Source organism: Flavobacterium weaverense (genome assembly GCF_003688495.1).
In the GTDB taxonomy this organism is placed as follows: Bacteria; Bacteroidota; Bacteroidia; order Flavobacteriales; family Flavobacteriaceae; genus Flavobacterium; species Flavobacterium weaverense.
Map to the genome: position 1 here is coordinate 337,180 of NZ_REFH01000009.1, position 24,562 is coordinate 361,741.

The 24,562-nt window shown below is 33.3% G+C and carries 23 protein-coding genes; 10 read left to right on the forward strand and 13 right to left on the reverse strand.

Features of this window, described 5'->3' with window-relative positions:
* Position 1: 1 nt before the first annotated feature.
* Complete coding sequence (gene folP / locus BC961_RS08275; protein WP_121925383.1) at positions 2-826, reverse strand: dihydropteroate synthase; 825 nt, start codon at positions 824-826, stop codon at positions 2-4.
* Between the two features lie 89 nt (positions 827-915).
* On the opposite strand from folP, the gene BC961_RS08280 reads away from it, so the two are divergent.
* From BC961_RS08280 to BC961_RS08315, 8 genes are all read left to right on the forward strand, one after another.
* A complete protein-coding gene (locus tag BC961_RS08280) occupies positions 916-1,461 on the forward strand; it encodes a DUF1599 domain-containing protein (protein WP_121925384.1) in 546 nt (181 codons plus the stop codon).
* Between the two features lie 93 nt (positions 1,462-1,554).
* Positions 1,555-2,655 carry a BT_3928 family protein gene (locus BC961_RS08285; RefSeq protein WP_121925689.1) on the forward strand — a complete coding sequence of 367 codons (1,101 nt, stop codon included), beginning with the start codon at positions 1,555-1,557 and terminating at the stop codon, positions 2,653-2,655.
* Positions 2,656-2,917: 262 nt separating this feature from the next.
* Positions 2,918-3,412 carry a TlpA family protein disulfide reductase gene (locus BC961_RS08290; RefSeq protein ID WP_121925385.1) on the forward strand — a complete coding sequence of 165 codons (495 nt, stop codon included), beginning with the start codon at positions 2,918-2,920 and terminating at the stop codon, positions 3,410-3,412.
* Between the two features lie 49 nt (positions 3,413-3,461).
* A complete protein-coding gene (gene tpiA, locus BC961_RS08295; protein ID WP_121925386.1) occupies positions 3,462-4,214 on the forward strand; it encodes a triose-phosphate isomerase in 753 nt (250 codons plus the stop codon).
* Positions 4,215-4,322: 108 nt separating this feature from the next.
* Entirely contained in the window at positions 4,323-5,156 is an 834-nt protein-coding gene (gene prmA, locus BC961_RS08300; RefSeq protein ID WP_121925387.1) for a 50S ribosomal protein L11 methyltransferase, read from the forward strand.
* Between the two features lie 45 nt (positions 5,157-5,201).
* On the forward strand, positions 5,202-5,477 hold the full coding sequence (locus BC961_RS08305) for an ATP-dependent Clp protease adaptor ClpS (RefSeq protein WP_121925388.1): 276 nt from the start codon (positions 5,202-5,204) through the stop codon (positions 5,475-5,477).
* Between the two features lie 94 nt (positions 5,478-5,571).
* A complete protein-coding gene (locus BC961_RS08310) occupies positions 5,572-6,855 on the forward strand; it encodes a sterol desaturase family protein (protein ID WP_121925389.1) in 1,284 nt (427 codons plus the stop codon).
* Positions 6,852-7,535: a lysoplasmalogenase gene (locus tag BC961_RS08315; RefSeq protein ID WP_121925390.1), complete on the forward strand. Its 684-nt coding sequence runs from the start codon at positions 6,852-6,854 to the stop codon at positions 7,533-7,535. Before BC961_RS08310 ends, BC961_RS08315 begins: the two co-directional genes overlap by 4 nt.
* Before the next feature lie 77 nt (positions 7,536-7,612).
* On the opposite strand, the gene BC961_RS08320 is transcribed toward BC961_RS08315, so the two are convergent.
* Positions 7,613-9,892 carry a family 20 glycosylhydrolase gene (locus BC961_RS08320; protein ID WP_121925391.1) on the reverse strand — a complete coding sequence of 760 codons (2,280 nt, stop codon included), beginning with the start codon at positions 9,890-9,892 and terminating at the stop codon, positions 7,613-7,615.
* Positions 9,893-10,054: 162 nt separating this feature from the next.
* Here BC961_RS08320 and BC961_RS08325 point away from each other — a divergent pair, with 162 nt between their 5' ends.
* Complete coding sequence (locus BC961_RS08325; protein ID WP_121925392.1) at positions 10,055-10,828, forward strand: DeoR/GlpR family DNA-binding transcription regulator; 774 nt, start codon at positions 10,055-10,057, stop codon at positions 10,826-10,828.
* On the opposite strand, the gene BC961_RS08330 is transcribed toward BC961_RS08325, so the two are convergent.
* The 11 genes from BC961_RS08330 to BC961_RS08375 form a co-directional block, all read right to left on the reverse strand.
* Positions 10,825-11,895, reverse strand: coding sequence for a dipeptidase (locus tag BC961_RS08330; RefSeq protein WP_121925393.1), 1,071 nt, complete (start codon positions 11,893-11,895; stop codon positions 10,825-10,827). The genes BC961_RS08325 and BC961_RS08330 overlap by 4 nt on opposite strands.
* Before the next feature lie 11 nt (positions 11,896-11,906).
* Positions 11,907-13,022, reverse strand: a complete 1,116-nt coding sequence (locus BC961_RS08335; RefSeq protein ID WP_121925394.1) for a D-TA family PLP-dependent enzyme — start codon at positions 13,020-13,022, stop codon at positions 11,907-11,909.
* 6 nt (positions 13,023-13,028) lie between these two features.
* On the reverse strand, positions 13,029-13,676 hold the full coding sequence (locus BC961_RS08340; RefSeq protein ID WP_121925395.1) for a bifunctional 4-hydroxy-2-oxoglutarate aldolase/2-dehydro-3-deoxy-phosphogluconate aldolase: 648 nt from the start codon (positions 13,674-13,676) through the stop codon (positions 13,029-13,031).
* 12 nt (positions 13,677-13,688) lie between these two features.
* Positions 13,689-14,588 (reverse strand): sugar kinase, encoded by a 900-nt coding sequence (locus BC961_RS08345; RefSeq protein ID WP_245980857.1) that lies wholly within the window; start codon positions 14,586-14,588, stop codon positions 13,689-13,691.
* A complete protein-coding gene (locus BC961_RS14825) occupies positions 14,557-14,712 on the reverse strand; it encodes a hypothetical protein (RefSeq protein WP_245980858.1) in 156 nt (51 codons plus the stop codon). Before BC961_RS14825 ends, BC961_RS08345 begins: the two co-directional genes overlap by 32 nt.
* A 10-nt stretch (positions 14,713-14,722) precedes the next feature.
* Positions 14,723-15,190 (reverse strand): RidA family protein, encoded by a 468-nt coding sequence (locus BC961_RS08350; protein WP_121925396.1) that lies wholly within the window; start codon positions 15,188-15,190, stop codon positions 14,723-14,725.
* A gap of 4 nt (positions 15,191-15,194) precedes the next feature.
* The gene (locus BC961_RS08355; protein WP_121925397.1) at positions 15,195-16,517 is read right to left on the reverse strand and encodes a GntP family permease; all 1,323 of its coding nucleotides are present in this window, start codon (positions 16,515-16,517) and stop codon (positions 15,195-15,197) included.
* A gap of 10 nt (positions 16,518-16,527) precedes the next feature.
* Entirely contained in the window at positions 16,528-18,054 is a 1,527-nt protein-coding gene (locus BC961_RS08360; RefSeq protein ID WP_121925398.1) for a SusD/RagB family nutrient-binding outer membrane lipoprotein, read from the reverse strand.
* A gap of 37 nt (positions 18,055-18,091) precedes the next feature.
* The gene (locus BC961_RS08365; protein ID WP_121925399.1) at positions 18,092-21,241 is read right to left on the reverse strand and encodes a SusC/RagA family TonB-linked outer membrane protein; all 3,150 of its coding nucleotides are present in this window, start codon (positions 21,239-21,241) and stop codon (positions 18,092-18,094) included.
* Between the two features lie 611 nt (positions 21,242-21,852).
* Positions 21,853-22,269, reverse strand: a complete 417-nt coding sequence (locus BC961_RS08370; protein ID WP_121925400.1) for a DUF6691 family protein — start codon at positions 22,267-22,269, stop codon at positions 21,853-21,855.
* Positions 22,270-22,311: 42 nt separating this feature from the next.
* Positions 22,312-22,872 carry a YeeE/YedE family protein gene (locus BC961_RS08375; protein ID WP_121925401.1) on the reverse strand — a complete coding sequence of 187 codons (561 nt, stop codon included), beginning with the start codon at positions 22,870-22,872 and terminating at the stop codon, positions 22,312-22,314.
* Positions 22,873-23,113: 241 nt separating this feature from the next.
* On the opposite strand from BC961_RS08375, the gene BC961_RS08380 reads away from it, so the two are divergent.
* On the forward strand, positions 23,114-24,427 hold the full coding sequence (locus BC961_RS08380; protein WP_121925402.1) for a TolC family protein: 1,314 nt from the start codon (positions 23,114-23,116) through the stop codon (positions 24,425-24,427).
* Positions 24,428-24,562: the final 135 nt, after the last annotated feature.

The window sequence follows — 24,562 nt, forward strand, 5'->3', positions numbered from 1 at the left end:
TTTAATTATTTATTTTATTGAATAAGGTAACACATTCCACTGCTTCTTTTACATCATGGACTCGGATAATTTTAGCGCCTTTAGTCAATGCCAACGTATTTAGCACTGTAGTACCATTTAAAGAATCCTTTATTTTAATATCAAGCGATTTATAAATCATTGATTTTCTTGAAACACCTGTAAGTAGTGGTAAATCTAAAATTTTAAATAAATCTAGTTTTTGAAAAACCTCATAGTTTTGTTCTAAAGTTTTGGCAAAACCAAAACCTGGATCTATAATTAAATCATTAATTCCGAATTTTCTAGCAGCAGCAACTTTTTCAGAAAAGTAAAACAACATTTCTTTTACGATATCATTATAGTTTGTCATCGTTTGCATCGTTTGTGGAGTCCCGCGCATATGCATCATTATGTACGGCACATTGAATTTACCTACCGTTTCCAACATTTTTTCATCAAGCATTCCCGCCGAAATATCATTGATAATCGCCGCGCCACTTTTAAGGGCAATCGCTGCAACTTCACTTCTAAAAGTGTCAATTGATAAAAAGCTGTCAGGAAAGTGCTTAAGGATTAATTCTACAACAGGAACTATTCTCGAAATTTCTTCTGTTTCTGATACAAAATCAGCATTCGGCTTACTAGAATAAGCACCAACATCGATAAAGCTAGCACCATCAAGTAGCATTTTTTCTACTTGGTATAGAATTTCGGATTTGCTTTTATACTTTCCGCCATCGTAAAAAGAGTTGGGCGTTACATTTAAAATTCCCATTACTTTAGGAATCGATAAATCAACCAATATGCCTTTGCAGTTAATAGTCATTCGTTTATTGTTTAATAGACATCAAAATTCTGTAGTCAAAAATATTATTCCTATTTTTGAAAAAATTTGAATACAAATATACATCAATAATGAAGAATACTTCAAAGGAATATGACACCGTAATTACTACTTGTCGTACACTGTTTATTAATAAAATGAAAGATTATGGATGCGCCTGGCGTATTTTAAGACTTCCCTCATTGACTGATCAAATCTATATCAAAGCACAGCGAATTAGAAGTTTACAAGAAAATGAAATTCGCAAAGTGGATGAAGATGAAACAGGTGAATTTATTGGGATTATCAATTATTCGATCATGGCATTAATTCAATTAGAAATAGGTGTAGCTGAGCAGCCAGATTTAAGCGTTGAAAAAGCGACTCAATTATATGATGAAAAAGTAGCATTGACAAAAGAATTAATGCAAAATAAAAATCACGATTACGGGGAAGCTTGGCGCGAAATGCGAGTAAGTTCACTAACAGATTTGATTTTGCAAAAACTACTTCGTGTCAAACAAATTGAAGATAATAAAGGAAAGACTTTAGTGTCTGAAGGAATCGACGCTAATTACCAAGATATGATTAACTACTCAATTTTCGCTTTGATTTTAATGGGTTTTGGTAATAAATAAGTTTTTACTTTAGTAAAATCCTAGAAAAGGTAAATCAACTACTAAAATTTGTGCCTCTGTGAATTCGTGGCAATGAAAAATAAAAAAATAAAAATGAAAAACATAATAACTCAATTTTCTAGAATATTTGTTGGAATATTATTCATCATCTCTGGATTAATAAAATTAAACGATCCTTTAGGATTCTCTTACAAGCTTGCAGAATATTTTAGCGAGCCAGTATTCAATATGCCTTTTTTCGTACCGTTCTCACTAGCGATTGCTTTAATTTTAGTGATTTTAGAAGTAGTTTTAGGTATCATGCTACTGATTGGCTTTAAAACAAAATTTACGGTTTGGAGTTTACTAATTTTAATAGTAATGTTTACATTCCTAACTTTTTATTCAGCATATTTTAATGTTGTAAAAGATTGTGGCTGTTTTGGAGATGCTTTGAAACTAACACCTTGGGAATCTTTTACAAAGGATATAGTACTGTTATTTTTTATTCTTATATTATATTTTAATCAAAATCTAATCAATCCTTTGTTTAAAAATAACATTCAAAACATTATTATTTACGCCAGTATTGTATTATGCTCACTTATGGGAGTTGTAGTGCTTAATCATTTACCGCTTATTGATTTTAGACCATTCAAATTAGGAAATAATATTCCAGAGGGAATGCAAATTCCTGATGATGCTGAAAAATCAGTTGTTGAAATGGTTTTCATCTATAAAGTGGCAGGTATAAATAAAGAATTTACTGAAAACGAACTAGCAAATATTCCAGAAGATGCTGTATTTGTTGATCGAAAAGACAAAGTTATTACAGAAGGTTATGTTCCTCCTATTCATGATTTTACAATGGAAAAAGATGACACTGACTACACTGCAGAATTTATGGACGCACCAAAAGTACTGCTGATAGTGGCTTACGATTTAGTAAATGCTGATAAAGATGGATTAGCTAAAATGGAAAAACTGTATCTTCAAGCCAAAGCTAAAGGATATAAAGTTGGAGGAATGACTGCTTCTACTCCAGAGCAAATTGCTGCAGTAAAAAAAGAATTTGCTTTAACATTTGACTTCTACTTCTGTGATGCAATTACTTTAAAAACGATTGAAAGAGCAAATCCCAGTATCATTATATTAGAAAAAGGAACAATTATGCAGAAATTACACCATAACGATTTAAAAGCTTTAAAGCTTTAAAGCTTTAAAGCTTTAAATACTATTTAAATTAATTAAAAAGGATATAGATTGTAGTTACTATTTACTAGAGCTATAAACTATATCCTTTTCTGTTTTTCTTACAATATATTTCTTTTTCCATAATTCTAAATAAGTATAATTATATTACTTATCAACTATAACGTTAATAGTGTGGTATTTTCGAATCATAGATAGTAAAAAAACTACAATCCCTTACCATGGTTCAAATTGTTTGTTTAGCTTTGTTAAAAACAACATTGAAATGAAAAAAATAATATTTGCTCTAATTGCTTTTACGACATTTTCTTGTTCGAAAGCTCAAAAGACAGAATTCTCAAAAGAAGCACTATCTGAAACTTTACTTGCTACTGATGGAAGTCAAGTGGCTTTCAAAAACATTTTAAAAAAATATAAAGGAAAAACTTTAGTGATCGAAGTTTGGGCGTCATGGTGCGGTGATTGTGTCAAAGCAATGCCTAAAATCAAGGAACTTCAAGCTAAAAATCCTAAAGCAGGATATCTTTTTATCTCTATGGATAAAACCGCTGAACAGTGGAAAAATGGAATTGAAAAGCACGAAATAAAAGGAAATCATTTTATGGCAAATGACCAGATGAAAGGCGTATTTGCAAAAGCTTTAAACGTGGATTGGATTCCAAGATATATCATTGTAGACAAAAAAGGAAAAATTGTTCTTTACCGCGCAATAGAAACAGATTTTGATAAGATTAATGAAATCGTAGCAAAATTGAAATAGAAAGAACAAATATTAATTTCGAAAGAAAAAACAATATAACACAAACATAATGAGAAAGAAGATTGTTGCAGGAAACTGGAAAATGCATAAAAATGCAGAGCAAACTGAAGATTTACTAAATGAATTGATCGCAAAAATGCCAACTGAAACTGACGCACAAGTTATCGTTGCTCCTACTTTTGTTAATTTGGCTTCAGCCGTAGATCATTTAGAGTTTACAAATATTGATGTTGCCGCACAAAATGTTCACCAAGCTGAAGCTGGCGCTTTTACTGGTGAGATTTCTGCAGATATGCTAAAGAGTGTTGGAGTAAATACTGTTATCTTAGGTCACTCTGAACGTAGAGCTATTTTCCATGAAACAGATGCATTAATCGCTAATAAAGTTGATACAGCATTAGAGCACGACATGACTGTAATCTTCTGTTTTGGTGAAGAATTAAAAGATCGTCAATCGAAAAGTCATTTTAACATTGTTGAAAATCAGTTAAAAGATGGTCTTTTTCATATCCAAGCAAATCAATGGGAAAATGTTGTTTTGGCATACGAACCTGTTTGGGCAATAGGAACAGGAGAAACCGCTTCTCCAGAGCAAGCTCAAGAAATGCATGAGTTTATTAGACAGACTGTTCGCACTGCTTTTGGTATCGAAATCGCAGATAACGTTTCAATTCTTTACGGAGGAAGCGTAAAACCTGACAATGCTAAAGAGATTTTCTCTAAGCCAGATGTTGACGGAGGTTTAATAGGTGGAGCTGCATTAAAAGCTGAGGATTTTGTTGCGATTGTAAAAGCGATTTAAAAGTTCTAAATAAAATTTAAAAAGAGGTTTGAAAGTATTCAAATCTCTTTTTTTTTGTTTTCATTATTCCATAGAATTAGATAATGCTACCTTTGCAAAAAAAAGAGCATGTCAAACATATATATTGGATATCATTTTACAATCGAACCTAAAGAATTAGGTTCAGAAATACTAATTGCTGAGCTAGGAGAAAAAGCATTTGAAAGCTTTACCGAGACAGAGAAAGGAATTTCAGCTTTCGTTCAAAAAGATTTGTGGGATGAATTGATTCTTGACGGCATCCGAATTTTAGAATCTGATGAATTTAAAATTGAATATACTTTCGAAGAAATCGAACAGGTCAATTGGAATGAGGAATGGGAAAAGAATTTTGAAGCAATCGAAGTTGATGGAAATTGTCACGTTCGTGCTCCTTTTCATCCAAAAACAGATGCCGAATTTGATATCGTAATTGAGCCAAAAATGAGTTTTGGAACTGGTCACCATGAAACTACACACATGATGATTCAGCATCTTTTAGAAATTGATGTCACTGGAATGAAAACACTTGATATGGGTTGCGGAACTGCAATTTTAGCAATTTTAGCTGAGATGAAAGGCGCAAAGCCTATTGATGCTATTGATATTGACAACTGGTGTTACTTAAACTCTATCGAAAATGCAGAACGCAATAACTGCAAGCAAATTACAGTTTACGAAGGAGAAGCTGCGCTGTTAAAAGATAAAAAATACGATTTGATTATTGCTAACATCAACCGCAATATTTTGTTGAACGACATGCAAAGTTATGTTGATTGTTTAAATTCAGGTGGAACCCTACTTTTAAGCGGTTTCTACAACGAAGATATTCCAGTTATCGATGCGTCATGTACTGAGAAAGGATTGACTTACGTTAAAAAATTTGAAAGAAACAATTGGGTATCTTTAAAATATGTAAATTAGTATAAATATTTTTTTTATTAATTACGAAAGTATAAACAATACAAAATGAGTACTAAAGAAAAAGTAAGAGAGCGAGTAAGTGTCAAAGAGGCTGTTCAATTAGACAACGAAATCATAGTTTACAATGATGATGTGAATACATTTGACCACGTAATAGAGACTTTAATGCGTGTTTGCGAGCATACTCCTGAACAAGCAGAACAATGTTCTCTTATTATACATTACAATGGAAAATGCACCGTAAAAACAGGTACATTTGAAAAATTAAAACCACAATGCACGCAATTATTAGAAGCAGGATTAAATGCTGAGATAATTTAAAAATTTAGAGCTCCTTTTCGAGAAATAATTTACTGTAAATAATTATAAAACACTCTCTTTTATCCTATATTTGATAAAAGAAAGTGTTTTTTTTATGGAAGAATATGGAAAAATTCTGGTTTTTGTAATGCCTATTTTTTTAATCTTAATAATTATTGAGAAAATTTACGGACATTACAAAGGAGAAGATTCTTCTCCTAATATGGATTCTGTTTCAAGTGTAAGCTCTGGAATGGTAAATTCCGTAAAAGATGTTTTGGGCATTAGTATTACACTAATTTCATATGACTGGATTGTTTCCAAGATTGCTTTATTCCAGTTAGATGCAACATTCCTAACCTACTTGATAGGTTTTATAGTTATCGATTTCTATGGTTACTGGAGTCATCGTCTATCGCACCAAATCAATTTTTTATGGAATAAACATGCGATTCATCACAGTAGCGAAGAATTTAATTTGGCTTGTGCTTTACGCCAGACTGTTTCTAGCTTTGTTAATCTATTTACTTTCCTTTTAATTCCGGCTGCAGTTATAGGCGTTCCCGCCAAAGTTATTGCAATCACAATTCCAATACATCTATTTTTGCAATTTTGGTATCATACCAAGCATATCAAAAAAATAGGTTTTCTTGAAAATATTTTAGTTTCCCCTTCTCATCATAGAGTGCATCATGCGATAAATCCAGAATACATGGATAAAAATCATTCACAAATATTTATTTTTTGGGATAAATTATTTGGCACTTTTCAAGAAGAGTTAGATGCTGTTCCTCCCGTTTATGGCATTACAAGACCTGCACGAACTTGGAACCCCATTCGCATCAATTTTCAGCATTTAGGATTATTAATTACAGATGCTTGGCGCGCTGAAAAGTGGCAAGACAAATTTATGATTTGGTTTAAACCAACCGGCTGGCGACCAGAAAATTTCGAAACTAAGTATCCAGTAGCAAAAATAACTGATGTTTATAATTTTGAAAAATATGGATTTCAATATTCAAAAAAGTTAATGTACTGGTCTATTTTCCAAGCTGCTTTCACTTTACTATTGATTACGTATATGTACAATTCAATTGCAGTAATAGGATTGCCAAATGTATTTATTTACGGAGCTTTTATTTTTCTCAGTGTTTACAGTTATACAGAGTTAATGGATGCGCGAAAAATTTCACTTGCTTGGGAAAGTCTACGTTTTGTATTTGGTATTGGATTAATAATTTACTTTGGAGACTGGTTTGGTATTGATGCTTCCTTTCCTTTTGCAACCTCTATCATTATCGGTTATCTTATTTTGTCTCTTTTTATTACTTTATACTTTACAACTACTAATTTTCAAAAATCAAAAGTGTTACAAACCCAAACTCAAAAAATTTTATGAAAACTACTATCATTTTAAAAAGCTTTATAGGTTTCTGTATCTTTTATTTGATTTTAACTCTTTTAGGAAGAGATGATATTACATCTTTTCTAAAACCATTTTTGATTCCTTTTCTAATTGTAGCAGTATACTTTCACGATAACTTTAAAAGCAAAAAGATCCTTTTGATTGCCTTAGTTTTTTCATGGATTGGAGATATTATATTATTATTTTCTAATAAATCAGAAATCTATTTTGTGGGTGGACTTTTTGCTTTTCTACTATCACATATATTCTTTATTCTACTGTTCAATAAGCAACTAAAAATATATTTAAAGAAAAGCAAGATTATTTATTGGATAGGAATCACAGCTATTATTGTTTACTTGATAGCCATAATGCTAATTTTAATGCCAAATCTTGGCGAACTAATTCTACCTGTATTTATTTATGCAATGACAATTTCAATCATGTTATTGTTTGCGCTGAAAGGTTTTATGAATTGGGAAAAACCTGCGAACACGTATATTTTTATTGGAGCATTAATTTTTGTGGCATCAGACAGTCTTTTAGCATTTGATAAATTTTGTGCACCACTGCAATACAGCTCCTTTCTTATAATGCTAACATACTTAGTAGCACAGTATTTAATAGTCATAGGTATTTTAAAATTAAATAAAAAAAAGCTGCAAATTCTTTAGAATATGCAGCTTTACGCTCGTAAAATTTAGATTGAAAAAAACACAATTTCAAAACGTACTGTGCACCTCAATAAATCCTATTCATAAAATAAATCTGAATGGCTAATTTCTTGTTTGTTCTCGCCTTCTTGTTTTATAAAGCATTGCAATGCAGCACTTCCTGCGGCATCAAAATACGATATGGAAATCTTATGATAACCTTTTTCTAGATAAGCTGCTCCAAAAGCTTCATTTATCCAATGTCTACCATCATTATCAACAATTACTTCATCACCAATTATAATTTTGGCTCCATCGTCTGCAATGCAAGAGAAAGTATAATTTGCAGTTTCCGGAATGTAAATATATCCATTCAGTTTTAACCCGAAGTAGCGAATCTCTTTTTGCTTAAATGAGTTAATGCTAATTACATCGGTGTAAATTCCAGAACGTTTAGGCTTTGCAAAATCAATTTCATTTGTCTGGTTAAAGAACGCTTGATAATAATCATATTTCAAACCTTGTTTTTTAGGCTTTATTTTTAAAGCTTTCATAATTTCAGAATTTTTAACTAACGTTTTAGTGATTGAACTTTCTAGACCAGATTCACTTATTTGGACTGTTTTTATTGTTCTATACTCGCCTTTCGGAATTGTAATACTTACTGGATTTTTATATAAAACACTTGTCTGATCGGGATTAAATCCATCAATTGAATAAAATATTTTACCATTCTTAATACTTGGTTCCAAATCTAAAATATATCGTGATGCCACCATTGCGGTATCTTTAGACTTATATGGCGATGGAACTCTATACAAGGTTTTATTCTTTTCCAATTTACTTAAATGATGTGGTACAGCCTGTAAAGTAAAGTTATCGTAATTCTTATTTGCAGTATTTGTCCACGCAATTTCGGCCAAGGCAAAAACTCTTGGATAGAGCATATAGTTTAACTTTGCAGGACTCGTAAGATATTCCGACCATAAATTTGCTTGAACTCCCACAATATATTTTTGTTCATCAACCGTCAAACTATCCACTGGAGTTGGATTATAATTGTAAACTTCTTCTGTGGTAGTCAATCGACCAACACTTAAGGGTTCATTTAAAGAAAACCCTTGATTATGATCAAAATAAACGTAATCTTCAGGAGTCATAATTACAGGATGCTTTTGCTTTGCCGCAGCAATTCCTCCTTGTTCTCCACGCCATGACATTACCGCTGCATTTGGCGCAAGCCCACCTTCTAAAATTTCGTCCCAACCAAAGATTTGTCTTCCTTTTGCATTTAGCGATTTCTCTATTCTTTTGATAAAATAACTTTGCAATTCATGTTCGTCCTTTAACCCTAATTCTTTTATTCTTTTCTGACAATTGGGGCAAACTTTCCATCTTGTTTTTGGACACTCATCACCACCAATATGAATATATGTACTTGGAAAAAGTGCTAATACTTCTTCAAGAACATCCTCTAAAAACTCAAAAGTTTCTTCTTTTCCTGCGCAAAAAACATCCTCAAAAACGCCCCATGTTTCAATAACTGTAAAATCATTAGAAGGAAAGCACGCTAATGAAGGATAAGCGGCTACAGCCGCAGAAGCATGACCAGGCATCTCTATTTCTGGTATTACATTTACATGTCTTTCTGTTGCAAATTGAACGACTTCCTTAATTTCTTCTTGCGTATAAAAGCCACCGTATGGATTTCCATCAAAAAATAATGGAAAACGCTCAAATTTATTTCCAACTAAAGTTTGTGCTCTTTTTGATCCAATTTCTGTCAATTTTGGATATTTTTTGATTTCGATGCGCCAGCCTTGATCATCTGTCAAATGCCAATGAAAATTATTCAGTTTGTAAAATGCCATTTGGGAAATAATTTCTTTAATAACATCTTTAGAAAAAAAATGTCTGCTCACGTCTAGATGTAATCCTCTGTATGAATATCTAGGCTCATCTTTAATAATTACGGAAGGTAATTTTAAAATACCATCATTAGGCAACATTTGTAAAATGCTTTGAACGGCATAAAACAGGCCTTTGCCTTTTCCAGAAATTCTAATTCCATCTTTAGAAACAGTCAATTTATAACCTTCTATATTAGTAACCGATTCGTCTATCGTTGAAATATAAACCTTAAATGCTTTGCCTTTTTTATTAGATTTAGCATTAAAAATTCGTTCCATAATTTGCGCTGATTTCTTTTCACTTGCGCTAGAAACATTCTTCTCAAAAATTATTTTGACCGGTCCATTTATAGCAACACTATCTCCAGTTGCTTGGTAGAAGTTGGGAGCCGGAATTATAGTTGATCCCTTTTGAGCGCTGGCAAAATTGAAAACAAATAATGCTAGTAATATGATGGTTTTTTTCATGATTTTAAATAAATTAATTTAATACTGTTTTTTAAATGCAAAAAAATAGCATCTAGTTAAAAAACTTAGAAACATTCCTTCTACACTGATTTTTAAAAGCTAAGACTCTTTTTATTTGATGTCAAAATGAAATAGTATTATATTTGTTACAAATAAATCACAATGATAGCAACGGAAATTGCAAATTATACTAAAGAGGAACGTAAGAATTATATTTTAAAATTAATAAATCTACACACTCGCGTTAGCTTTGACGCACTTGCTGTTCAACTTTTTGTATCTGAAGACACTATCAGACGAGATATTAATGAACTTGAATCAGATTCTTTAGTGATTAAAGTAAAGGGAGGAGCTATGACTAAATCATACCACCACTCCTCTTCATCTGAAACTTATGCTAATGAACACAAGCAAATAATTGCTAGAAAAACCATAAGTCTTGTAAAAGATGGTATGATTTTACTAATTGGCGGCGGAACAACAATTCGCGAATTTATCAAAATGATTCCTGATGAATTAAACCTTACCATTTTTACCGTAAATGTCTTATCAGCTGTTGAGTTATTAGACAAACCTAATATCAAAACTATTATGATAGGTGGTTATATTTCTCCCTATAGCCAAATGACAATCAGTGGAGACGTCTATGCCCAACTTGCTCATATCAAAGCGGATCTATTAATCTTAGGAACGAATGCTTTAGATATCGACGGTGGATTTTCTGATTCAGATTGGGAAACAGTGCAAGTAAAAAAAGCAATGTTACAAGCTTCCACAAAAAGTGCTATCCTTACTATTTCAGAAAAACTAAATACAATTCAAAAAATGAAAATAGCCAACTTATCCGAAGTTGATTACGTCGTCACCGAAGTTGATATCACTCACGAAAAACTGCAATCCTATTTAAAAGCAGTTCCAAGTTTAACCTTCATTTAATCCCAATGTTTCATCAGAAAGTCAATCCAGTTTTGATGAAATATTTTCTTTAAATCCACTTCTGAATAGCCATTATTTCTAAAAATCATAACTAGTTTCTGTAAATCAGCAATTGTATTTAAATCGTATGGAGTTTGCTCGGTACCGAAAGCGCCATCGAGATCTGAACCAATACCTATATGATTAGCATTTCCTGCCAACTGGCAAATGTGGTCCATATGCTTAAAAGCGACTTCTAAATTACATTGCATTCCTAGCGGTGTAGATTCCCCTCTTACCCAATTAGGAACCATCATCCACGCATCCAATGCACCACCAATAACTGAACCTTTAGCAATTAATCTTTTTATTTGCTCATCATCATACTGCCGATTGTGATTTACTAGCGCTCTGCAATTGTTGTGGCTCGCCCAGATAGGTCCATTAAAAACATCCATAGCTTGCCAAAAAGCATCATCACACAAATGAGTGGCGTCCAAAATGATATTTAAGCGTTCCATTTCTTTTAATAGTTCAATTCCGTTCTGCTTCATTCTACCAGTTGAATCGGTTCCATTTGCATAACGACCTGGACCATAATGTGCCGGTCCTATCGCTCTCAAACCATCATTATACGCTCTTTCTAAATAAGAAATATCAACGATAGAATCTGCTCCTTCTAAGCTTAAAATATAGCCAATTGCTTTTTTATCATTAGGCTTATCATCATTCCACAAAGTAAGATGTTCTTGCAAAGTTTTCTTGTTCGTTATTTGCTTCATTTCGCCCAAGGCTTCCATTTCTCTGTACCAAGCCAGTTGGCCTTGCGTTTGAGCCCAAGCTTGCTGCGGCGAATTCCAACCTGGAATTAAAGTACCTGGTTTTACGAAACGCGCAATTTGGGTAGCAACAACAATTCCTATATTTCCTTTGCGCAAGTCTGGCAAAGAGACAGTGGCTCTCTCGCGATCTGGTTTATCCGTCATTCCTTTTTCTAAAAGTCGTAAGGTTTCAACGTTCAATCTTATATCTCTATTCCATTCCATAGCATTCATGCTAAGATCAAGATGGGCATCTATAATAAACATACCGATTTTATTTAAAAATTAATTTTTCTTTTTCGAGCTTCGATAGACCATTGCCCATTAATATAACTTTCCTCATTTACAATTTGCGCAGTATCATACAAATTACATGTTGGACAAATGTGATACGGCAAAGTATACATAATGTCACCAATTGCATACGTATTTTGTCCCGTATTTTCTAGAACTAAATGCTCCTCTGAATGCGATATAGGAATTAAACTTTTATCATTAAGAATTAAAATTCTCTTGTCTAATGCATTTTCAGAAGCTACGGCTTTATAGCCAAGATCTATACATAATGTTTTAGCTGTTGGTTTTGATATTACTGTTGCAACAACTACCGCTGCTGGAACAAATTGTTGCTCTGGGAGTTGCAATTGATAATTGGTATCCCAAAAAACAAATGTTCCAGGACTGCATTCTACATTATTAATCTGTGAGTAAAATGGAAAGGTATTAGAGCCGCCAGCGACAATTTTGAGCTTACGAGCCATATTTTTTTCTAAATTTTTCACTTTTTCATTAATCGGATGAAATATTTCCGCTGCTTTTTCAGTACGCTCCCTAACGGTCCCTTTTATATGACCGTCGTAGATATGAACACCTAAAAAGCTAATGTTAGGAAATGCTACTATTTTCAAAACTAAGGTTTCCCAATCCTCTTTATAATCAAAACCTGTTCGATCCATTCCAGTGTTGAGATCGACGTAAAGGTTCAAAATAAGATTATTTTTTACTGCTAGATTAGATAATTGTTCTGCGATATCTGATGAATCGACTACAGTTGAAAAAACACTTTCAGGATAATTTTGAATCAATTGTATCCATCTATTTTGTTTTTCTCCCGTTAGCTGATAAGCCAAAAGAATATCATCCATATTATGAATTGCCGATAATTCAGCTTCTGCAATTGTAGCGCACTTTACTTTCTTTATCCCTACATTTTTGAATAAATTCAGGACTTCGCCCATCTTATGCGTTTTCACATGGGGACGCAACTTATCTACATCTTGAGCAACCCCTAAAAGTAAAGTAGCAATATTGTCCAAAACCCTATTTTTATATACTGCTAAAAACGGAGTATCTACTGAAATTCTTGATTCTATCTCCCACCAATTATTTTTCATACTCTTTTAATTTCGTGCTTCTTCAATAACGGCAATCAAATTTTTAAATTTAGACAAAGCAGTGTCATACGTTAAAGTCACTAATTCTTTTTTCGAAAACAAATGTGAACCTACACCAACACAAATGACACCCGCTGAAAACCATTTTCTCAAATTTTCTAAGTCTAAAGTGACGCCTCCTGTTGGCATTAACTTCAAATTTGGAAACGGCGCGCGAATCGCCTTTACATAACTTGCACCACCAATCTCATCAGCTGGAAAAAGCTTGACAATATCAGCACCTAATTTATTTGCGTTCAATACCTCATTCAACGTTGCTGCGCCAGGAATCCAATATACTTTATTTTCAATACAATATGCTCCAATATCAGAATCTGTATGCGGACAAACAATACAATCTGCTCCTAGAGAATGATATAATTTTGCTTGCTCCACAGACAATATTGAACCGACGCATATTTTAATATCCAATTTATTTTCTTGCTTAAAGGCGATCATCTCTTCGAAAACTCTTTTTGAGTCTTCAGATCTTGCGGCATACTCAATCGCTTTTATCCCAGAGTCGGCTGCAGCTTGCAAAACAATTTTAGCAATGTGACTATCGATTTGGGTGATTAGCGGCAAAACGCCCTGTCTTTTTAATATTTCGTACATTTTTTTCTTTTATTATCTCCCTATTCTATTACTGACTCCTTCTTTCAAAAAATGCTTAACCTCGTCGATTCCCGTAATAGCAAAATCTCCAGGCACACTTTGCTTTATGACTCCACAAGCCGTTGCCCATTCTATAATTTCTTGTGGTTCCAGATTATTCATTAGACCGTAAAGTAAACCAGCAGTAAAAGCATCTCCAGAACCTATTTGATCCGTAACCAAATGTATTTGATGTTGCTGTGATTCATACATGACATTATCATTCATCAACATGGCTGAGTAAATATGGGTCAGACCTTCTGATTTTCTAAAACTCATCGCTAAAGTTTCTAAGTGCGGCATGTGTTTTTTTAATTCTAAATAGGCTTTTTCAAATCGCAGGCTGTCTTTTTCTTTTTTATCGGTTTTAATACCAAAATAGATTTCTACATCATCTAAATCAGCTACTATAATTCTACTAAACTGCAGTAATTCTGGCATAATTTCAGACGGTTTTTTTCCATACTGCCATAATTTACTTCGATAATTAAAGTCAGAAGAAATTACTAGTCCTTTTTGATGCGCTAACAAAATACCCTGTTTACAAACTTCTGCAGCTTTCTGAGAAATAGCAGGACTAATTCCAGACCAATGAAAATGAGTTGCTTGTTCGAATGCTTTCTGCCAATTAACATCTTCTTTTTGTATTGTCGAGAAAGAAGAATTACTTCGATCGTAAATTACTTGCGTTTGTCTAATTTGATTTCCGTTTTCGACAAAATACAAACCCATTCGCTCTCCGCCAAAACTACAATTAGAAACATTTACGTTGTATTTTTTTAATTCATTTACTGCTAATGTGGCCAAATCATTAGCTGGAATTCTAGTTAAAAATTCAGTTTCAACTCCAAGCTGAGATAGTAATACACACATTTGCTTCAGCTCCACCTATCTGAACTCTAAAATCATTAGTCTGTGAAAATCGGAAACCATTTGTAGTGCTCATTCGGAGTAATAATTCTCCTATGGTTAGCAATTTCATTTTATTTTCAACCATTTTTGATCTTTTAAAACAATTCGAATAATGCCTCAACCTCAACAGGAATATTGTCTGGAAGCGAACCCATCCCTACGGCGCTTCTTACTCCTATACCGTTTTCTGTTCCCCAAACTTCAGCAAATAATTCGCTGCAACCATTGATAATGTACGGATGCTGCAAAAATTCAGAATTGCAGTTCACCATTCCAAAAACCTTTACAACTCTTTTCACTGCGTTTAGACTTCCAAAATTGGTTACAATAGTTGAGAGAATTGTTAAACCAACTTGTCTAGCTGCTAATTTTCCTTCATCTGAATCCAAATCGTCCCCAATTCTTCCAATTATTAATGACTTATCATCCCGTACTGGTCCGTGACCAGAGACATATAAATATTTGCCATCAACAAGAAAAGGCTTGTAAATCCCAAGAGGTTTTGGCGCGGGCGGTAAGGTTAATGATAACGATTCAAATTTTTCTTGTGGTGATAAATTCATGCTATTAATGTATAAAAATGTTTAAAATAAAGACAAAAACAATACCTAGTATTGATACAAATGATTCCATCAGCGTCCATGACTTAAAAGTGTCTTTTAGACTGACATTAAAATATTCTTTGAACATCCAAAAGCCAGGATCGTTTACATGCGAGCACATTAAACTTCCAGCTCCTATGGAAAGAACTAACAAATTAGGATCTACAGAATGATTGCCTAACAGCGGTAATAAAACACTAGCAGTCATAAGTCCAGCAGCGGTTGCTGAGCCAATACTTACTCTAACAATTGCCGTAATAAGCCAAGCTAACAAATAAGGATGGATATTTACTTGCAGAAAATAATCTACAATATCTTGACTAACTCCGCTTACCATCATGACTTCTTTTAAGCTTCCTGCTCCACCAATAATTAATAAAATCAGCGCAATTTCCTTAATAGCAGATCCATAATCCTCCATGATGCTTTTCATGTTTTTACCGAGCTTTAATCCTAAAGTGTACGTACATAAAATCAAGGAAATTAGCATTGCAATTACAGGATCACCAATGATTTCACATGCAACTTTTACATCTTGATTTTTAATTATAAAAGGAATTATGGAAGTTGCACTTAAAAGAAATACAGGAAACAAGGATGACAAAATACTCACAATAAAACTTGGTTGCTGGTCTGCTGATACAGAAGTTTCACTAAATGAAAATGCGGATTCTCCTGGCAAAGATTTTATATTTTTCAAAAAATTGGAGAAAAACAATCCTGCAATCAAGATAGTAGGAATCGAAATAATAAGTCCATAAATTAAAACTAAACCTAAGTCGGCATCAAGCATTTTAGTCAAAGCCATAGGAGAAGGATGCGGTGGCAAAAATCCATGCGCCACTGATAGAGAAGCTAACATGGGAATTGCGATATACACTCTAGGCAATTTGAATTGATGGGCAACTGAAAAAATCAACGGAACTAAAAGCACAAATCCCACGCTATAAAATAATGGAATACCTACTATAAATCCGGTAATCATTAATCCTGTTCGCACATATTTTTTGCCAGTCTTTTTCATTATCGAATTGGCGATAACTGTCGCAGCTCCAGAGGTAGAAGTCAATTTACCGATACAGGCTCCTAAAACAATGATCAAAGTGACGGCACCCAGCATATCTCCCATTCCTTTTTGAACAGTTTGGGTGATTGTCATTACTGGCAGGCCTAAAAGTAGACCTGCTAATAATGATGTAACTATAAAAGCTATAAACGGATTTATTTTAAAGCTTGTGATTAGCAAAACCAAAAAAAGAATACATCCAATAAGAATTACAATGCTCATATTTTATATTTTATTTGTCCCACCACATTTTGGTTGTAAACGTATCTGCACCTTGACGCGCTACTGCATCAGTATAACTTTTTGTGTTAACTGCAGCCTCCGTAGAAGGATATTTTAATCTTCTTGGTATCACTCCATTCGTAACATTTCCAGGAAAATTTACTGGTGTTAAAATAGGATATCCAGTTCTCCTCCAGTTTGCGTATACTTCTTGCTCATCTATGAATAGAGCAATCCAAACTTGAGTATGAATTTGATTCATTTTGGCATCAAAACTTCCCGCAACATTGTACGGATTAGCAAGTAAATATGGAGTTGCATTATTTATAGCGTGACTAGAACCATAAATCCCTGCATTTAAGAACGAAGCTTTTACTGCATTCTCAAATAAGTTTTTATCTGTATCACCTGTAAACCATCCCCTTGCTGCCGCTTCTGCCATATATAAATGAGTTTCAGCATTACTAAGGATTACTAACGGTGCATCCAAACGGAATACTGTTTGTTGATTTGGTTCCGAATAAGTTCCTTGATCTGCTGCTGACGGAGCATTTTTTAATCCATTAGGAAAACCTTTTTGAATAGCAGGACTATTATCCTGATTTGTACCAACCCAAACACCGGAGTAAACGCTAATTCTTGGATCTGAAGTTGCTTTTAGAACATCAATGAACGTTTTAGCTAGCTTTCCTCCCTCAGTATTCTTCTGTCCAAATGAATTCGCAGAAAAATCATTTATTCTGCTATCTAAGGCAGCTGGGTTTTTATTAAAATCTTTGGGTCCGTTTGTATATTTCAAAAGTGCATTATCGTCACCGTTAAGAATTACTCCTCCTGCAATTGCTTTTTGCACCCAAGCTTTAGACAATGCCGGATCCACCTTTGACAAACGCAATCCTAAACGCAACATTAAAGAATAAGAAAACTTTTTCCATTTAGTGACATCACCTTGGTAAATTAAATCAGCGCTCCCAAGACTAGGTTTAGCAGGGTCTAATGCTAGAGCCGCTTCATCTAACTCTTTTAATAAATCCTTATAAATGCTCTCTTGACTATCATATTTTGGTGTGAACACTAAATCAGTTGAGCCTTTCGAAGCATCAAAATAGGGAACATCACCATACAAATCCGTTATTCTATGAAAAATATACGCTTTCCAAATCCTTGCTATTGTAAACTTATTGCTATCCTCAGGTTTTACACTAAAAAGTCTCGCAGCCATTGCCACTTCATTAACGGCAGTCACGTAAGTTAAATTAAAATAAGGATTATAATAAACTGAATTGTCTAAATACTTGTCTCCCACTCCCGAAGCCTCTTTATAAGTAGCATAATGCTGTACTAGACCTCCACACTCCAACACAGAAGTGTAAAAATAATTATTATTGAATGCATCTAATTGCGATGAACTAAATAAAAAATTAGGATTAGCATTCTCCACAGTATTTGGGTTTGTGTTAATCTCCTCAAAATCTTTTGTACAAGAGGTCATGCTTAGCACAAAAACACTTGTAATATATAAAATTGTTCTTTTCATTTTTTTAAAATTTTAAATCTATTTTTTCTTAATTCAATTACAACTTAACACTTAGGTTTAAACCATAACTCCTGGTTCTTGGTACGCCAAATTGTTCTACACCTTGCGCATTTCCTGCACTAAATACAGACTCAGGGTCAATACCAGGCGTTTTCTTATATAAAATGAATAAATTTCTTGCTACGAATGAAACAGTAATCGAATTAACTTTAGACAAAAATGAAATTTTCTCTAATGGCAGTTGATATCCTAAAATAACTTGTCTCAACTTTACAAAGCTAGCATCGTAAACAAATTCAGAAGAAATATTTCTAAAACCGTCGTAGTACGTTCTTAAGTCAGCTGGAGCGATTGTCATATTTACTGGGTTTCCACTTCTATCAACCCCTGAAATTGGCAATCCTGATTCTCTTCCATCAAGAGTAAGTTTTGTCAATCCCATACGTGTTCCGTAAAGATTTGTTCCTGAATATAAACTTCCTCCAAATTTTCCATCTATAAGAAAACTAAAATTGAAATTTTTATATTTAAAATCATTGTTGAAACCTATTCCCACTGGGTGTACACCCTCTCCCAATTTCTCTAAAGGACCTTGAACAAGTGTTGCTGAACCTCCTGAGACATTATACACTTTATTACCGCTAGCATCTAGTAAAGGCTTGTATCCTTTTATAATACTGTAAGGACCTCCGACATCACTGGTAATTGTAACATAACCATTAACAGAACTAGCCATTGTAAGCGATTCTACATCTTCAGCAAGTGATTCCACGACATTTTTATTATAAGAACCGTTAATGCTGGTTTCCCAAGAAAAATTGTCCGTACGAATTGCTTTAGCGCTTAATAAAAGTTCGATACCTTTATTTCTCATTTTACCGATGTTTAACAAAGCAGAATTAAAACCAGATGCTGGAGATATCGTAGATTCAACAATATCATTAGTTGTTGCTCTATTGTACCAAGCAAAATCTAAGTATAATTTATTATTGAAAAAAGATAGGTCTGTACCAATTTCAATAGTAGTTGAGGTTAATGGACTTAAACCTGAATTTGCTACTCTAGTTCCCGTTAAACCTTGTAATTGTTGACCAATATGACCTCCTTGTCTAACAGAATACGAGTTATTTAAAACATAAGGTTCTGGTGTTGCTCCACCTACTTGAGCCCATGAACTTCTTAATTTTGCGAATGAAATCCATGACGGCATTGGTACTATTTCTGAAAGAATAATACTTGTCCCTACAGATGGATAAAATATAGTATTGTTCTCTGGAGATAGAGTCGAAAACCAGTCTTGGCGACCCGTTAATGACAAATATACCAAGTTTTTATAGTCTAGATCTAAAGCACCATAAACTGAATTTGTTTTTGTTTTTCCATAAGGATAACTGTAGTTCAAAGTGGAAAAATTAGAAAGAGAATAAAAGTCAGGAAGTGTCATACCAGAGCCATTTACTGCCTCTTCGTCCCTAAGATTTGTCTTAGAATTTAATCCCACAATTGCATTCAATGAAATATCTTTATAAATATCCTTTTTATTGTAGTTTAAAGAAAGTTCAGAATTACGATTTATCAAATTCACTTTGTTACTTTGAACGTAACCAATAGGATTATTCAACGTAGTTAAGGGTAAATAACCAAAGAATTTATAGTTAGTCAAATCTTGTCCTACCCTACCTTGCAAAAATAATTCTGGAGTTACATTAACTTTCAAATTTAACATACTTATAAAGCGGTCTTTAGTGTCGTAATTTTTTATTTTATTAACAACAAAAAGTGGATTAGAAGCAATAGGAACTGGATTCCATGGCATCTCTATTCCGTTTTCATCATAACCATTACCTAAACTTCTTATATCAACCGTATTTGCAATCATATATGTTCCCCAGTTCGGATTCGACTCGGCGTCAGATACCGTTGGTCTATTATTTGATTGCTCATTATTATATTGTACTACGGCATCAAGGTGCAACCAACTCGTTAAATTTAATTCAGAAGCTAGATTTATGGTCTTTCTATTAAATTCAGAGTTAGGAACAATACTTTTATTTTCCATATTTGAAAAGGATAATCTTCCGGTTGCAATTTCGCTTCCTCCAGTAAGAGCTAGCGTATTTGTAAAAGTTTCTCCCATTCTATAAAAGTTCTTTATGTTATTTCGTTGTGCAACATAAGGTCTTTTCACTCCATCAAATTGAATCACATCGCTTCCGTCAATTTTAGCACCCCAAGACCAGCGACCAGTAGCAAGAGCTTCTGCTTCAGTAACGGGTTTCATACCTAGCTGTCCTTGTCCATATTCATACTGCCAATCTGGTTTTATGGAAGGTGTTTCAACAGTATAATTTGAGTTGTACTCCACTCCTATTCCTTTTTGTGCAGTTCCTGTTTTAGTTCGAATCAATATCACACCATTAGCAGCCATAGATCCATAAAGCGCAGCAGCAGTTCCTCCTTTTAAGATTGTTATGCTCTTAATATCATCTGGATTAATTCCTGAAATACCATCGCCTCTATCCACGTTCATTCGCTCTCCATTACCTATCATTGGAAGATTTAATTGCGTATTGTCTAATGGCAAATCATTCACCACATACATGGGCTGGTTATTTCCGTTTAATGAACCGTTACCTCTAATAACAACACGGCTTGATCCATTTGCACCCGTGGAAGTGCTAGTGGCATTTACACCAGCAATTTTTCCAACTAAAGCATTAGCGATACTTACCTCTTTTGACTTTGCGAAATCTGTTCCTTTTAGCTCTGTAACCGAATTTGTAACTGCCTTGGTTGATTTTTTTACACCTAATGCTGTTATGATAACTTGGTTAAGCATGTTTTCTGCTTCGATTAAAGAAACCACCAAATCCTTTTCATTAGCTGAAATATTGACTTCTTTATTGTCAAATCCCATATAGCTAACTATTAAAGTCGATTTATCCTGCGGTAATTTCAGCGTAAAAAAACCCTGCTCATCTGTTACAGTTGAAAAATTCCTATTCCCTTTAACATAAATTGTTGCACTTATAATAGGCAATCCATCCACTTGGCTGATTACTTTTCCTGAAATAAGCTGCTGGTTAATCTGCTTATCTGAAACTTGTGCTTTTGTGGAAACTTCTTGTGCTTTTGTGGATAGCGACATACAACCCAACAAAAACAGTGTTAATAGTTTACGATTCATAATTAGTTTTTTTTCATGGTGGTTAGTTTAATAATTTCAAATATAAAACTAAAATTGAATAATTTGAATATTTTTTGCAAATAAAAAAAATAACTGCATTTTTTTTGAAAAATATAGTTTTAATTAAGTTATTTATTACAATATGCTAGTAGATTTAAAACGAATAATATATTAGATTTAGAATCGGAAGATATTTATTGCATTTATTTTGCATTTAGAAAAATCTGTACAGTAACTTTCTTGCGTAGACCTTAATAAAATCAGGATCGTAAAATTGTATTCTAAGTGAACTGAAACTTAAAACAAATTATCATAAAAGGGAAATTTAGCAGAAGACGATAATAGGAGTGTCGATTCAAAAAAACAACATAAATAATCTGCTCGCTTAAGCGACGAAAACTATTTCATTGAATAGAGCAGTGACTAATTTTATTAAAGGAGTTGAGTGCAGTACTGTTTTGTATTCCTTGACTTCTAGATAGAAAGAACGAGAGTTTGTATCTACAAGTATTTTATTATCAAACAAAAAAAGCTGCAATTTCCGAAGAAAATGCAGCTTTTTATCTACTATTTTAACATATTGATTCACAAAAATTTTGAATTTATGATGTCTAGTGAGGTAATTTATTCTTTAGTAATCCATATAAATAAGTACCTAAAAGTGCTCCAAAAAGCACTATAAAAACAGTCCAAAATCCTGCTCCTATCAATATAAATATTGGTCCTGGGCATGAACCAACTAATGCCCAACCCAATCCAAATAATATTCCACCAATCCAATAACGAGCGGAACCTTTTTCTTTGTCTTCAATTACTATTGGTTCTCCTTTAATGTCTTTAATATTTTTTCTTTTGATCAGCTGGATCCCAATCACTCCTACCAAAATTGCTACAGAAATAATTCCGTACATGTGAAACGATTGAAATTGGAACATCTCGTAGATTCGATACCACGAAACAGCTTCTGATTTGGTTAGGACTATTCCAAAAATAAATCCAACTACTAAGTATTTTAATATATTTTTCATGCTTTGTTTTCTAATGTTTAAAATTTGACTACTGAAGTATTATTAGCTTAGAAGTAATGGCAATAAAAAATGTGCCATAATTAAACCACCAACAAAGAACCCAATTACTGCTTTCAAAGAAGGAATTTGTAAATTACTTAAACCAGAAATCGCATGACCTGATGTACAACCTCCAGCATACCGTGATCCAAAACCAATTAAAAGACCACCAATTAATAAGATTGCTATAATCTTAGGTGACTGTAAAATTTCTGTTCCAAAAAGTGCTTGTGGCATTAATTTACCGTTGGGAGCATCAATTCCCATTTCAGCTAATTGTTCTATAGTCTGAGGATTTATAGATACATTTGAAGGATCACTCATGAAATTGACAGCAACAAATCCACCTAACATGGCTCCTAAAACAACCACTAAATTCCAACGCTGCGCTTTCCAGTCAAAGTCAAAAAAGGATACTTTTTTACCTAATCCAGCAATCGAACATAACGATCGCAAATTAGAAGACATACCAAACGTTTTTCCAAAATAAATTAAGCAAAGCATAATCAATCCTATTATTAATCCTGAAACGTACCATGGCCACGTTTGAAAAATCATTTCCATATTTTATTTTTTCACAAAGATAGAACGCATTTTCAATAAAAGGAAGCGGTAAAGCAATGAAAGTGACTATATAAATTGATAGCTCATTTTACAAATACATCACTAATAAAAAACTAAAATTCAAATCCACTGTAATTCAATGTTTAAAAAATAATAGGATTTAAATCGCATGTGTGACTTATGTTACTGAGCACGCTCTTTTGTCAATCTATCTTTGCTTCATAAACCTGATAAAATAATTATGAAGAATATAAATTTTATACTGCTCATCGGAATTTTGATTATATCTACTGTTGCATTTGGTCAAGACACCTTGATTATTTCCAAAAAGGATATTTGGATAAAAGCAGCTGATAAGAACTTACAAATAAAGATTTCAGATCAAGACTTTAAATCCGCACAAGCAGATTACAGACAATCAAATTCGTTGTTTTTGCCAAGTATTTCAGCTTCACATACGGCCATTTCTACAACAAATCCTTTGATGGCTTTTGGATCTAAACTAAATCAGGAAATTTTGACAGCCTCCGATTTTGATCCAGCTTTGCTTAATAATCCGGCGCGAACAAAAAACTTCGCTACTAAATTCGAAATTCTACAACCCTTAATTAATGTCGACGGAATTTATGGAAGGCAAGCCGCTAAAGCGAAAATGGAAGCGTATGCTTTACAGACGGAACGTACTAAAGAATATTTAGAGCTGGAGGTTAACAAAGCTTTTATGGAATTACAATTAGGGTATAAAGCTGTAGCAGTTTTAGAAAAAGCGAATATAACGGGAGATGCTAATCTAAAATTGATACAAAACTATTTTAAACAAGGCATTCTTCAAAAAACGGATTTACTATCGGTGCAAGTTCGTGTAAATGAAGTACAAAATCAGTTGCAATACGCTAAAAGTAATGTACAAAATGCATCTGATTATTTAGCCTTTCTTTTAAATGAAGACAACACTAATAAGGTCTACAAACCACTTGAAGAGCTGGACAATCTAATTGCATTGGAAAGAATAAATACTACTCTTTCTATTGATAGAAAAGACATTCAAGCAATGGACAAATCATCCGAAGCTTACGCAAAAATGTTGCAATTAAGTAAAATGATTTTCTTACCAAGATTAAATGCTTTTGGGAGTTACGAGTTGTACGATGACACTTTATTTGGAACCACAGCGAAAGGATATTTAGTAGGAGCGCAATTATCATGGAGCTTATTCGACGGTTATAAATCAATTGGGAAAATGGAAAAAGCAAAAGCAGAATTCCAAAAATCAGAAATTGAAATGCAACAATATAAAGCCAAAAGCCAGTTGGAATTAAACAAAGCAGATCGTCAATTGAAAGATGCGGAGAACAAAGTGAGTCTTTCTAAACTTGCTTTAGAACAATCGCAAGAAGCATATCGCATTCGCAACAACCGTTTTACTCAAGGTTTAGAAAAAACTACCGACTTACTACAATCAGAAACACAGATGTTTCAAAAAGAATTAGAGTTTTTACAAGCAGTTTTCGAATATAATTTTACTCAAAACTATTTACATTTTTTAACGAAATAAAGGAATTAAAATTCAATTGCAAAATTACTTTTTGGCTTTTTATTCCTGCAAAGTTTACAAAACCTTGTAGGTCTTTAGAAAATTAATTTAGTCCTTTTTTAAAAAATTGAAACTTAAAACATACCTACAAGGTTT